This window comes from Zhouia amylolytica AD3, from assembly GCF_000511935.2.
GTDB classification, from domain to species: Bacteria; Bacteroidota; Bacteroidia; order Flavobacteriales; family Flavobacteriaceae; genus Zhouia; species Zhouia amylolytica.
In genome coordinates this window covers 22,275-36,439 of the sequence record NZ_AYXY01000022.1, presented here as the reverse complement: position 1 = coordinate 36,439, position 14,165 = coordinate 22,275, and the positions used below count along the sequence as shown (strand labels likewise).

The following is a 14,165-nucleotide window of genomic DNA, read 5'->3' as shown; positions in this document are numbered from 1 at the left end:
TATAATGAAATTAGTAAATAATTTATTGGCTTGTGTTTTGGTACTCTTTACAGTTACTTTACATGCGCAACACACCAGAGTAATACCACAACCCTTAAAGGTTGAATCAAAAGAAGGTAGTTACACCATAACACCAAAGGTTAAAATTATAGCCGATAAAAATGATTATAATGCGCAATTCCTTAAAGAACTCCTTGAAGAAGAATATCAGTTAGATCTAAAAATAGCTGGTAAAGGAAAAAAGGGAATTATACTGAAGCTCGATACTGCACTTTCAAATGAAGTAGGTGAAGAAGGGTATACCCTGGAGGTGTTAAAAAATAAAATCGAAATTAAAGCGCCTAATACAACAGGGGTGTTTTATGGTATTCAGACCTTAAGACAACTCATTAAGAACAATGGTGAGGTCGCCGCAGTGAGTATTACAGATAATCCGCGATTTGCATGGCGCGCATTCATGCTCGATGAAGCCAGGTATTTTAAAGGAAAAGAACAGGTCAAAAAATTACTCGATCAGATGGCTTTGCTTAAAATGAATGTGTTTCACTGGCATTTAACCGACGATCAGGGTTGGAGAATTGAAATTAAAAAATATCCAAAACTTACCGAAGTGGGAGGGTTTAGATCCAATACCCAAATTGGAGGTTGGAACAGTGAGAAAAGATCTGGAGAACCACATGGAGGGTATTATACCCAGGACGAAATCAAGGAAATTATTGAATATGCCGCAGCCCGACATATAAAAGTAGTGCCTGAAATAGAAATGCCCGGACATGCCTCAGCGGCCATAGCTGCTTATCCATGGTTAGGGACCATCGGAGAATTAAAAGAGGTGCCGGTAGTGTTTGGGAAACTTCCGGATTCATATAATGTAGCCGACCCTAAAGTATTTCAGTTTTTAGAAGATGTGCTTCTTGAAGTCATGAACCTGTTTCCTGAAAAAACAATCCATATTGGTGGCGATGAGGTAAAGTTTGATGCATGGAAAGAAAGTGAGTTTGTACAGAACTTCATGAAAGAAAATAAATTAAACACGCCAACCGATCTTCAAATATTCTTTACCAATAAGATTTCTAACTTCCTGGATAAATATGATCATCGAATGATGGGGTGGAATGAAGTTCTGGGAGGAAATGTTCATGAATGGCAAAAGAAAGAAGATATGGAGACTAAAGAAGAATTGGCTCAAAGTACAATAGTGCATTTTTGGAAGGGAAACCTCGATATGGTTACCGATGCTGTGAACAGAGGTTATGATATCGTAAACTCCTATCATGTGTTCACATACCTGGATTATAACTACGGGTATACGCCAATTGAAAATTCCTATAGTTTCGATCCGGTTCCCGAAGGCTTAGATGCAAAGTACCACGAGAAAGTACTTGGCCTGGGATGCCAGATGTGGAGTGAATGGATTCCAACCGTTCAGGATATGGATCGAATGGTGTTTCCTAGATTAGCTGCCTATGCTGAAGTCGGGTGGACAGCCAAAGACAGAAAAAATTTCGATGTGTTTATTGAAAATTTAAATCCTATCTTGGATCACTGGGAAAAGAAAGGCATCAAATATGCTGATAAATTTAGAAAAGCAGATTTTAAAGAAGTAAAATAACAAGAATTAAGCTATGATGAAAAAGAAAGGGGTGTCCCTGGTAGGATTACTGGTAGCTGGGTATCTGGCGCAAGCACAGCAGCTCCCTAAAGAATTGAATCATTATATTGAGAATCCACAGGTGATTTCTGAAAATAAAGAGGAAGCACATGCTACCTTTTATTCCTTTTCAAGTGAAGAAAAAGCACTTGAAAATAACTGGAAAACATCAGGTAATTATTTGTCATTAGACGGAACCTGGAAGTTTAAATGGGTAAGAAAACCTTCAGATCGACCACAAGACTTCATTAACCCTGATGTGAATGTAAGTAATTGGGACGATATTCAGGTTCCTGCGAATTGGGAAGTTGAAGGCTTTGGAGTGCCAATCTATGTAAACCATCAATATGAATTTGCAGATTATAAAGCACCCGTTTCGGAAGAAATGGAATTTGTGGATAGAATCTATCCCGCAAATCCAGGGGATGTACCTTCCGATTATAACCCTGTAGGATCTTATAGAAAAGAATTTACTATCAATGATTCCTGGTCAGCCAAAGAAGTGTTTCTACATATCGGCGCCATGAAATCAGGTGGATTCGTATGGATCAATGGAACCTATGTAGGATACTCTCAAGGGAGTAAACTTCCTGCAGAATTCAATATTTCAAAATATCTGAAACCGGGAAAAAATACGATTGCATTACAAATTTTCAGATGGACCGATGGTTCGTACCTCGAATGCCAGGATTTCTGGAGAATAAGTGGTATCGAAAGAAGTGTATACTTGTATGCACAACCAAAGGTTCGTATCAAGGATGTGGAAATGATGGCAACCCTGGACGAGACCTATAAGAATGGTGTGCTGGATTTGGCTATCGATCTCGAGAATAAAACAGAAAAAAGAGAAAAACTGGAAGTATCCTATAAGATTCTGGATAAGTATGGGATATTAGTGGCTAATGATACGCAGCCACTCAAGATGGAAGCAGGAGAAAGTACCACATTTAATTTTGCTGCTTATGTACTGCAAGCAATGCCGTGGACAGCAGAAACTCCGGATCTTTATAAGGTAATTGTTACTACAAAGACCAAGAGAGGGGATGTACTTGAGGTTACCTCTGCTAATGTAGGCTTCAGAACCGTTGAGATTAAAAATGGCTTACTGAAGATAAACGGACAAACCGTTACCCTCAAAGGCGTTAATACACAAGAACATAATCCGGAAACAGGACATGTGGTAAGTGAAGAACAGATCATTAAAGATATTCAGCTTTGGAAAGAGAATAATATCAATGCAGCTCGTTTAAGTCACTATCCGCAATCGGAAAAGTTTTATGAGCTGTGTGATAAATACGGAATTTATGTGGTTGATGAAGCGAATATCGAATCACATGGAATGTATTATGGCGAGCATTCATTAGCTAAAAAACCTGAATGGGAAAAAGCCCATGTAGACCGAATGATTCGTATGGTGGAGCGTGATAAAAACCATCCATCCGTGATTATCTGGTCAATGGGGAATGAAGCAGGTAATGGGATTAACTTTTTCAATGCATATAATGAAATAAAAGCCCATGATCCGCAAAAGAGACCGGTTCAATACGAAAGAGCTTATAAGCCTGAAGACGGAAACCTGTTTGATATGGATACCAATACCGATATTATTGTGCCACAATACCCATCGCCGGGAACTTTCGAATATATCGGAACCTCTAAAACAGATCGACCATTCATCCCAAGTGAATATGCCCATGCTATGGGGAATAGTACAGGAAATTTCCAGGACTATTGGGATGTGATCGAACAACACGATAATCTCCAAGGAGGATTTATATGGGATTGGGTAGATCAGTCAATTTGGAAAACCAATGAGAAAGGACAAAAGTATTATGCCTACGGAGGTGATTATGGAGAAGGTATGCCTTCTGATAACACGTTCCTGAATAATGGTATAATCTTCCCGGATAGAACTCCACAACCTGCATTACACGAAGTTAAAAAAGCACACGAGTTCATTAACTTCAAGAATAAAGGAATTAACAGAGACGGACAAATAAGAGTATTGGTTGAAAACTTATACGACTTTATCGATCTTAACAGGTTTGATTTAACCGCTCAAATAAAAGCAGACGGTGAGGTGTTAAAGACAATCCCGATGGGAAGTATCGATGTAGAACCACATACCGGGAAATTGATCAGAGTGCCTTTAGACGGTGTTACCTATAAGCCAAACACAGAATATTTTGTCGAGGTTTCAGCAACCCTTAAAAAGGATTGGGGAATATTGAAGGCCGGATATGAAGTAGCTCATGAACAAATCTATTTAGATAGAAAGGTAAATTGGAATCCTGCTAAATTAGAAAATCAGGGAACCGTTAATATAAAACAGAACAAAGAAGAGCTGACGCTTTCCGGTGAAGGTTTTGAGATGCTGTTTGATAAGGCTAAGGGTAAAATGACTTCCTATGTTTATGAGGGTACAGAGTTGATAAAAGATGGCAACGGACCTAAGCCGAATTTCTGGAGAGCTCCAACAGACAACGATTTCGGTAATAGAATGCAGGAAAGAAATATCGAGTGGAAAAGAGCTTCGTTAGAGGCAGAGGTACAATCCTTCAAAACAACTAAGAAGGATGATGGTAGCGTTGAGGTTGCAATAACTTATTACCTGCCTGGTGTAGAAACTACCTTCGAATCGGTATATACAATCATGACTAATGGAGTGGTTAAAATAGCAAATACCTTAAATACGACAACCTATAAGGCCGATATTCCAAGAATCGGAATGCGCATGCAGTTACCAAAGAAGTATGAAAATATGACTTATTTTGGACGCGGACCTTGGGAGAATTATCAAGATCGAAAAGCAGCAGCTTTTGTAGATCTGTATACGTCAAAAGTTAAAGATCAATACGTACCGTATATCCGTCCACAGGAAAATGGTTATAAGACAGATGTGAGATGGGTGGCACTAACCGATAATTCAAACAGTGGATTGCTGGTAGTTTCTTCTAAAAAGAACGCAAAAGATCTTGGTGTGAGTGCATTGCATATGTTGAACGAAGATTTTGATGCAACTCCTGGTATCTCTTATAAGCAGGATAAGAAAGCAGTAGAGAAACATGCAACCAAAGATGATAATTACAGTGATGGAATGCCGGAAGTTAATATCAGTAAACATACAATTGATATTGTCGAAAAAGACCTGGTACAACTAAATATTGATCTTGAACAACGTGGCGTTGCAGGAGATAATAGTTGGGGAGCGAGACCTCAGGAAAAATACCAGTTAAAAGGAGACCAAAAGCATGAGTATGCTTTCTACCTCATTCCTTTCAAAGGTGGAAATACTGCAAATACCATCAACACGGCTAAGCAATATTACACTGCTGAGTAACATAAAGATTTAATAGAATCTAAAACGGGAGTATATTCATATACTCCCGTTTTTTTTTTGATCCATGTAGAATGATATTTATCATGGTAAAATAAATAGATATCATTGAAATTTATAGTCCCTAATAAATACTAAAGTTGTGAAGCAAAATTAAATAGCCATCATTTCTGATAAGAGGGAATGATTGAAGCTGTTTTAAGAAACGCTAAACGGAAACAATTTGGTCGTTAAACTTAAACTTTAAAGAAATGAAAAACGAAGTTCCAGTATCAAAAATAATGTCAACTAACCTGGTGAATTTAAATCTTGATGATAGCTTGTACAAGGCAGAAGAACTTTTCAAGAAGAATCAAATCAGGCACCTTCCCGTAATAAAAGGTAAGAAATTGGTAGGAATTTTGAGCTATACGGATTTATTGAGACTGAGCTATGTCGATAGTATAGATGATAATCTCGATGCCGATAATTTTGTTTATGATACCTTGTCAGTAAAGCAAGTAATGATGGGAAAACCAGTATTTGTATCAACTGATACTTCGATCAGAGAAGTCTCTAAAATTCTTTCAGAAAGAGAATTTCATGCCCTTCCGGTAGTGGATCAACATAAAAATTTAGTGGGAATTATAACAACCACTGATCTTATAAAATATTACCATAGCCTGTTATACGAACAAGAGTAATCCAAGCAGATTTATACCTCTGAATGTTGCTTGCTGATAATGTGGTTTAAGATCATTTGGGCATGTATACGGGAGTTTTCAATAAACCATAGGTGTGTGTCCATTCCACCACAAATAACACCTGCCAAATAGAGGTTGTTGATGTTGGTCTCCATGGTCTCTTCATTATATTGAGGGTAGAATTTACCATCATCAGACAATTGGACTCCTATTTTTTCTAAAAACTTAAAATTGGGCTTGTAACCCGTTAAGGCAATGACATAATCATTAGGGATAGAAACAATACCCCGGTTGGTATTAAGAACGATTTCTGAATCTTTGATTTCCTGTACCTCCGTATTGTAATACGCCTTGATGCTTCCTTCCGCAATACGATTTTCAATATCCGGTTTTACCCAATATTTCACACGCCTGCCAATTTCAGGACCGCGTATGAGCATCGTTACATCAGCTCCTTTTCGATAACACTCAAGAGCAGCATCTACAGCTGAGTTGCTGGCACCAATAACCGCCACTTTTTGCATGGCGTAAAAATGAGGGTCTTTGTAATAATGAGAAACCTTAGGAAGATCTTCCCCAGGTACATTGAGGAGGTTTGGAATGTCGTAAAAACCAGTAGCGACAATAGCATATTCCGATTGATAGGATGTCTTGTCGGTAGTTATGGTGAAAGTGTTGTTATGTTTGGCGACCTCCGTAACCTTTTCAAAAAGATGAATGTTTAATTCATTGGAAGTGACGATACGTCGGTAGTATTCTAAAGCCTCATCTCTTTTTGGTTTAGCCTCCTTACTAATAAAAGGAACTCCACCAATTTCCAGTTTCTCCGATGAAGAGAAAAACTGCATATTAATAGGGTAGTTGTATAAGGAATTTACGATAGGGCCTTTCTCTATGATTAAATAGTTAAGGCCCTTTTTTTTAGCTTCTAAAGCACATGCAATTCCAATAGGACCACCGCCAATAATGATGAGGTCTAAATGCTTCATTAAGAAATAACTTCTTTTAATTCTTTTATCGTCTTAATCTGATCTTCACTGCTAAAAACAAAGTTTCCTGCAACTAAAACATCAGCTCCGGCATCGATAAGATCTTTTGCATTGTTGGCATTAACACCACCATCGATCTCGATGATTGTAGATGCATTTTTCTCTTTGATGAGCGCTTTCAGTTGTTTTACCTTGTTGTAAGTGTTCTCGATGAACTTTTGTCCCCCAAATCCCGGATTCACACTCATGATGATCACGAGGTCAATGTCTTGAATGATATCTGCTAATACAGATACGTTGGTGTGTGGGTTAAGTGCTACTCCCGCTTTCATGCCCTCGGCTTTGATGGCCTGCATGGTTCTGTGTAAGTGATTACAAGCTTCGAAATGTACCGTTAGGTTCGCTGTACCAAGATCAGCAAATGCCTTGATATAACGATCTGGGTCTACAATCATTAAATGCACATCCAAAGGCTTTTTAGCATGTTTGTTGATTGCATCAAGTACAGGCATTCCAAATGAGATATTAGGAACAAAAACACCATCCATAATATCGATGTGAAACCAATCAGCATCACTCTGGTTAACCATCTCAATATCTCTTTGAAGATTGGCAAAATCTGCCGCTAATAATGAAGGGGCTACTAATTTGTCGTTCATTGTGTGTCGTTTATGATGCTGCAAAAATAATTATTTATAAAGAAACACAACGAATGATTAAGAAAGGTTTATTACTTATTGACGATTCAGGGTCAATTTGAAGGAAGGAACCACGAGGGAGTAACCTGAAAGGAGCTTTTTAGCCGCCATGTTTAAAATGATATAAATTATATCATTTCCTTTCTTCCGAGAACTTTTTACTTCACAATTTCCTGTGGTTTAAGCCATACTTTAGGCATAGATACGGTATGGTTAAAGTATGGATAGAGTATGAGCAGGTATAGATTGGTTTATAACTGTATAAATTGTATCCGGTATGTAAGAAAAAAAAGGGGCAACCTCAAAAGTTGTTTCTTGAAGAAAATGATTTAGCATACATTCACCTGTCATTCCACACCCATTGTCATTCCGCACCCATTGTCATTCCGCATTTATTGCGGAATCCATTCTTCTCCGAACACTCTCACCCTAATATTATTCAGCCCCCATTGTCATTCCACACCGTATGTCCTTCCACACCGTATGTCATTCCACATTTATTGCGGAATCCACACTCCACTCATCACTCCCAATATCATTCCGCACCCAATGTCATTCCGCATTTATTGCGGAATCCATTTTTCTTCGAACACTCTCACCCCAATATTATTCAGCACCCATTGTAATTCCGCACGCTATGTCATTCCGCATGTACAGCATATGATTAGGCATAGATTGGTTTTTAACTGTATAAATGGAATCCGCTATGTAAGACAATAAAAGGTAGTGTGAGAGAATACCTGTTTGTAAATAAAAAAAACTCCGGTAATCAGCCGGAGTTCATTCATCAATCAAAAAACGAACAGTTATCCCGTTATATCGGAACTGTTGTACTACAAAAATAGTGAATTTTGAGTAAAATCACTACTTTATTAACTTATCCTAAATAGGTCTTCAGAATTTTACTCCTTGAAGTATGTTTTAATCTTCTGATAGCCTTTTCTTTAATCTGACGAACGCGTTCACGTGTCAAATCAAATGTTTCTCCAATTTCTTCCAGTGTCATAGGGTGCTGATCACCTAAGCCAAAATAAAGTCTGATAACATCAGCCTCACGTGGTGTAAGAGTTTCAAGAGCACGTTCTATTTCAGTACGGAGTGATTCATGTAAAAGGTCCTTGTCAGGATTTGGTGATTCGCCACTGCGAAGTACATCATAAAGGTTTGAGTCTTCTCCTTCTACTAATGGTGCGTCCATCGATACATGACGACCAGAATTCTTCATTGACTCCTTTACATCATTAACAGACATGTCAAGCTCCTTCGCAATTTCTTCTGCACTAGGCATACGCTCATGAGCTTGCTCTAAAAATGCATACGTCTTATTGATCTTATTGATTGAACCAATTTTATTAAGAGGTAATCGAACAATACGAGATTGTTCCGCTAATGCCTGTAAAATAGACTGTCTAATCCACCATACTGCATACGAAATGAACTTAAAACCACGAGTTTCATCAAAACGTTGAGCAGCTTTAATAAGACCAAGATTTCCTTCGTTGATCAAATCAGGTAATGTTAAACCCTGATTCTGATACTGCTTTGCTACCGAAACAACAAAACGTAAGTTCGCTTTCGTTAGTTTCTCTAAAGCTCGTTGATCTCCTGCTTTAATACGTTGTGCTAATTCTACTTCTTCTTCTGCGGTAATTAAGTCAACCTTCCCTATTTCCTGAAGATACTTGTCTAATGAAGCAGTTTCTCTGTTAGTTACCTGCTTCGTAATTTTCAGTTGTCTCATCTATTTTACTCCCGAGTTTATTATAAATAATAGCGTGTGAATGGTTATACGTAAGAAAAGGGCAAAAGGTTACAGAAAGTATAGAAAATTTTATTTTTTTTCCGGTTTTTCCCGGTTAGGAGCTTGTAAAATAGTTAGTTGCTTTTTGAATTTCTTAAAAATAAGAATAAAAAAAAGCCCTGAATTTTCAGGGCTTTGATGATTTATTTATTTTCTTGTGGCTTCTTTTTCTCCTGTCTTGGAGGTCGAGGCAACAAGGCTTTTCTTGAAACTTTAGGTTTCTTGGTACGCGGATCTAAACCAATGTATTTCACTTCGATCTCATCCCCAAGGTTCACATAATCTGTAACCTTTTCCACACGTTTCCAGTCAAGTTCTGAAATGTGTAGTAAAGAATCTTTACCAGGTACAAATTCGATAACAGCACCAAAGTCTAGTATTTTAACAACTTTAACCTTGTAAGTTTCGCCTTCAACTGGAGCAAAAGTAACGTTTTGTACCGATTGAATCGCTTTATCAATACCATCCTGATCTACACCTAAGATTTCAACAATTCCTAAATCGTCTACTTCGTCGATAACGATTTCAGTTTTTGTTTCTTCTTGTAGTGCCTGAATGTTTTTACCACCAGGTCCGATAACGGCACCGATAAATTCTTTTGGAATTTCAACTTTAACGATTTTCGGAGCATGAGCTTTTACATGTTCAGCGGCAGTAGGGATAGTTTCGGTAATCTTACCTAAAATATGCATACGTCCATCTCTTGCCTGCTCTAAAGCTTGCTCAAGAATTTCATAGCTCAAGCCTTTAATCTTGATGTCCATCTGACATGCTGTAATCCCGTCCTCAGTACCGGTTACTTTAAAGTCCATGTCACCCAGGTGATCTTCATCTCCTAATATATCAGATAATACAGCAAACTTAGCACCATCGGAGATAAGTCCCATAGCAATACCTGATACAGGTTTTTTCAATGGTACACCGGCGTCCATTAAGGCCATAGTACCGGCACAAACAGTTGCCATTGAAGAAGAGCCATTCGATTCAAGTACCTCAGATACTACTCTTACCGTATAAGGGAAATCTGAAGGAAGTACTTTTTTCAAAGCTCTTTGTGCAAGGTTTCCATGTCCTACCTCACGTCTTGATGTACCTCTGATAGGTCTTGCTTCACCTGTTGAAAAAGGAGGGAAGTTATAGTGTAAATAGAATTTTTCTTCACCTTGTTCCGTCGGACGGTCAATTACGTTTACTTCTCTTGAAGTACCAAGGGTAACAGTTGCTAACGCTTGAGTTTCTCCCCTGGTAAATATAGAAGAACCATGTGTAGATGGTAAATAATCTATCTCGCACCAGATTGGTCGAATGTCAGTTGGTTTTCTACCATCCAAACGAATTTTTTCGTCAAGAATAAGGTTTCTGACAGCTTCCTTTTGAGCTTTCCCGAAATATTTGCCAATAAGATCGCCGTTCTCTTCAAGCTCTTCTTCTGTAAATAATTCCTGGCAAGCCTCCTTCACAGCAGCAAACTGCTCACCTCTTTCACTTTTAGAAGTACCATCTTTAGCTATGTCATAGCATTTAGAGTATGCGAAGTCATAAATCTTCTGAGCCATTTCTTCATTTTCCTTCTCAGGCTCATATTCTCTTGTTTCTTTGGCTCCAACCTGCGCCACAAGACTGTTTTGAGCTTCTATCTGAACTTTAATAGCTTCATGGGCAAACTTAATAGCCTCCGCCATTTCCTTTTCAGAAACTTCATCCATTTCACCCTCTACCATAGAGACAGAATCAATAGTAGCACCAACCATGATGTCCATATCACAGTCTTCAAGCTCCGCTTTGCTAGGGTTGATAATGAACTCTCCATTTAATCTACCAACTCTGGTTTCAGAAATTGGTCCGTCAAAAGGGATGTCAGATAGCGCTAGACATGCTGAAGCAGCCAATCCTGCTAAAGCATCAGGCATTACATTTTCATCATGCGACATTAACTGAATCATTACCTGCGTCTCAGCATGGTAATCTTTTGGGAATAAAGGACGTAAAACACGATCCACTAAACGCATCGTTAATATCTCCTGATCACTCGGACGTGCTTCTCTTTTTAAGAAACCTCCCGGGAACCTACCTGCAGCAGCAAATTTTTCTCTGTAATCTACTGTTAACGGTAGAAAATCAATGTCAGGATTAGAAGTGCGTGCCGAAACAACTGTTGCAAGCAACATAGCATCACCCATTCTAACAACTACAGAACCGTCAGCTTGTTTGGCTAACTTTCCTGTTTCCAGGGAAATGGATCTACCATTCCCTAAATCAATAATCTCTTTTTTTACTTCAGGGATCATAAATTATTTTAATTAATTAAACAAAGGGCGTTGTGTTGTTGTGTAGTTGTTGTCTTTCTACCCAATGAAAAACTAATAATTCCAGCTTTTTTACAATTCTTATTTCGTTGAATATAAGAATTTAGCATTAGATACTTATAAAAGTACGGTAAAAGCTATAAAAAAAAGAGGCACGTAGCCTCTTTAAATTTACTTTCTTAATCCTAGTTCCTTAACTATCGAACGATATCTTTCGATATCTTTATTTTTTAAATAGTCTAGTAAACTTCTTCTTTTACCTACCAATTTAACTAGAGCGCGCTCTGTGTTAAAATCTTTACGATTCTTTTTAAGGTGCCCAGTTAAGTGGCTGATTCGGTGAGTGAACAATGCAATTTGTCCTTCTGTTGAACCAGTGTTGTTTTCAGCTCCACCGTGCTTTTTAAAGATCTCTGCCTTTACTTCTTTAGTTAAATACATTCCAATATTATTTAAATGATTTTTATGTACCCCATAACAGACCTTCTGTTACAGGCCGCAAATATAGAAATATTTTCGCTAACTGATCCGTTTTAATCAAATTAAATCTTTTCAATTTAAAGGCAATAGGGCTTTAGCATTCAGGAAGTTGTATGCATATCCGAAAGAAGTAAGGGGCTTGAAATAAAAAAGCCCCGGATCCGGGGCTTTTATTATGCTCTGTAAGGTTGATTTGTTACCAAATCAATATATAAATTAACCCGGTCTTTTAAATCTCTTCTATGAATGATGAAGTCTAAAAATCCATGTTCAAGTACAAATTCCGCAGTCTGAAATCCATCAGGTAAATCTTTACCAGTAGCCTCTTTTACAACTCGCGGACCAGCAAAACCAATTAAGGCACCAGGTTCTGCAATATTTATGTCTCCTAACATTGCATACGAAGCTGTCGTACCTCCGGTAGTCGGATCCGTACATAATGAGATGTATGGAATCTTAGCCTCTGCAAGTTGTGCAAGCTTAGCAGAAGTCTTAGCAAGCTGCATTAAAGATAGGGCAGCCTCCATCATTCTGGCTCCTCCTGATTTTGAAATCATCATGAAAGGAATCTTGTTCTTTAAAGAGTAGTCAATCGCTCTTGCGATCTTTTCTCCAACAACACTACCCATCGAACCACCGATGAATGCAAAATCCATACAAGCGATTACGAGCTTTTTACCTTTAGATTTTCCAACTGCAGTGCGAACTGCATCCTTTAAGCCTGTTTTTTCCTGAGCTTGTTTTAGACGATCAGAATACTTTTTAGTGTCTTCAAACTTAAGAGGGTCTTTCGATATTAAGTTAGCATCCAATTCCTTGAATTTGTTGTCGTCAAAAAGGATTGAAAAATATTCGTTACTCCCAATTCTAACATGATAATCATCCTCCGGACTCACATAAAAGTTTTTGGCAAGCTCTTCAGCTTCAACGATCTTCCCCGTAGGAGATTTATACCATAAACCTTTTGGTGTGTCTTTTTTTTCTTCGGTTTTGGTTTGAATACCTTTTTCTTTTCTTTTAAACCAAGCCATTAGTTATTAGTTTTAGTATTAAGTATGTTAATAGCCATCTTTCAAAAAGTATAGATGGCTATTAACAATAGTGTGTTCTATTTATAACGTGTTAACGTTATTAAGGTCTTCAAAAGCCTTTTTTAATCTTGCGATGAAAGTCTTTTCACCTTCACGTAACCATACACGTGGATCATAATGCTTTTTGTTTGGAGCATCATCTCCTTCAGGGTTACCAATTTGTGTTTGCAAATATGCAGATTTATTTTGAATGTAATCTCTAACACCTTCTAAAAATGCATATTGTAAATCAGTGTCGATATTCATCTTTATAACTCCGTATCCGATTGACTCTCTGATTTCTTCTAAAGAAGATCCTGAACCACCATGGAAAACATAATCAATAGTGTTGTGAGGAACACCATATTTTTCAGAAATATACTCTTGAGAGTCTTTTAGGATGGTCGGTTTTAACTTTACGTTACCTGGCTTGTATACCCCATGTACATTACCAAAAGCAGCTGCGATGGTGAAACGCGGACTTACCTTCATTAATTCTTCATAAGCATACGCTACTTCTTCAGGTTGGGTATATAGGCGAGATTCATCTACATCAGTATTGTCTACTCCATCTTCTTCTCCACCTGTAATACCTAACTCTATTTCAAGAGTCATTCCCATTTTGCTCATACGAGCTAAATATTGCTTACATGTTTCGATGTTTTCTTCAATTGGCTCTTCAGAAAGATCGATCATATGTGAGCTGAATAATGGTTTACCTGTCTCCGCAAAGTGTTTTTCACTTGCAGATAGCATTCCATCAACCCATGGTAGTAGTTTTTTAGCACAGTGATCCGTGTGAAGAATTACTGTTGCACCATATAATTCAGCTAGTTCATGTACGTGCTTAGCACCTGCAACAGCACCTGCTACAGCTGACTTCTGATCTTCGTTTGATAGTCCTTTCCCTGCGTTAAACTGTGCACCTCCATTAGAGAACTGAATAATTACAGGAGCGTTAATTTCTGCTGCAGTTTCTAATACTGCATTAATGGTATCCGTACCTATCACATTCACTGCGGGTAGGGCAAACCCTTTTTCTTTTGCGTAGTTAAAAATCGCTTGTACTTCGTCTCCAGTTGCTACACCCGGTTTGATGTTGTGACTCATAATTTAAAATAATTTATTATTTCGTTTTGTGTTGAAAGGC

10 protein-coding genes are annotated in these 14,165 nt (G+C 38.0%); 3 read left to right on the top strand and 7 right to left on the bottom strand.

What is annotated here, in order from left to right; genetic code table 11:
* Nucleotides 1-4: 4 nt before the first annotated feature.
* From P278_RS09945 to P278_RS09935, 3 genes are all read left to right on the top strand, one after another.
* Nucleotides 5-1,612, top strand: coding sequence for a beta-N-acetylhexosaminidase (locus P278_RS09945; protein WP_051413512.1), 1,608 nt, complete (start codon nucleotides 5-7; stop codon nucleotides 1,610-1,612).
* A gap of 13 nt (nucleotides 1,613-1,625) precedes the next feature.
* Nucleotides 1,626-4,991, top strand: a complete 3,366-nt coding sequence (locus P278_RS09940) for a glycoside hydrolase family 2 TIM barrel-domain containing protein (RefSeq protein WP_038266115.1) — start codon at nucleotides 1,626-1,628, stop codon at nucleotides 4,989-4,991.
* 248 nt (nucleotides 4,992-5,239) lie between these two features.
* Nucleotides 5,240-5,671 carry a CBS domain-containing protein gene (locus P278_RS09935; RefSeq protein WP_038266112.1) on the top strand — a complete coding sequence of 144 codons (432 nt, stop codon included), beginning with the start codon at nucleotides 5,240-5,242 and terminating at the stop codon, nucleotides 5,669-5,671.
* Between the two features lie 11 nt (nucleotides 5,672-5,682).
* On the opposite strand, the gene P278_RS09930 is transcribed toward P278_RS09935, so the two are convergent.
* The 7 genes from P278_RS09930 to fbaA form a co-directional block, all read right to left on the bottom strand.
* A complete protein-coding gene (locus P278_RS09930) occupies nucleotides 5,683-6,660 on the bottom strand; it encodes a YpdA family putative bacillithiol disulfide reductase (protein WP_038266109.1) in 978 nt (325 codons plus the stop codon).
* Complete coding sequence (gene rpe, locus P278_RS09925; RefSeq protein ID WP_038266107.1) at nucleotides 6,660-7,319, bottom strand: ribulose-phosphate 3-epimerase; 660 nt, start codon at nucleotides 7,317-7,319, stop codon at nucleotides 6,660-6,662. Before rpe ends, P278_RS09930 begins: the two co-directional genes overlap by 1 nt.
* Nucleotides 7,320-8,235: 916 nt before the next feature.
* On the bottom strand, nucleotides 8,236-9,099 hold the full coding sequence (locus P278_RS09920; protein ID WP_038266105.1) for a sigma-70 family RNA polymerase sigma factor: 864 nt from the start codon (nucleotides 9,097-9,099) through the stop codon (nucleotides 8,236-8,238).
* Between the two features lie 203 nt (nucleotides 9,100-9,302).
* A complete protein-coding gene (locus P278_RS09915; RefSeq protein ID WP_038266102.1) occupies nucleotides 9,303-11,447 on the bottom strand; it encodes a polyribonucleotide nucleotidyltransferase in 2,145 nt (714 codons plus the stop codon).
* A gap of 189 nt (nucleotides 11,448-11,636) precedes the next feature.
* Nucleotides 11,637-11,906: a 30S ribosomal protein S15 gene (rpsO, locus tag P278_RS09910; RefSeq protein ID WP_038266100.1), complete on the bottom strand. Its 270-nt coding sequence runs from the start codon at nucleotides 11,904-11,906 to the stop codon at nucleotides 11,637-11,639.
* A gap of 212 nt (nucleotides 11,907-12,118) precedes the next feature.
* Nucleotides 12,119-12,976 carry an acetyl-CoA carboxylase, carboxyltransferase subunit beta gene (gene accD / locus P278_RS09905; RefSeq protein WP_038266097.1) on the bottom strand — a complete coding sequence of 286 codons (858 nt, stop codon included), beginning with the start codon at nucleotides 12,974-12,976 and terminating at the stop codon, nucleotides 12,119-12,121.
* Nucleotides 12,977-13,057: 81 nt separating this feature from the next.
* A complete protein-coding gene (gene fbaA / locus P278_RS09900; RefSeq protein ID WP_038266093.1) occupies nucleotides 13,058-14,125 on the bottom strand; it encodes a class II fructose-bisphosphate aldolase in 1,068 nt (355 codons plus the stop codon).
* Nucleotides 14,126-14,165 lie beyond the last annotated feature (40 nt).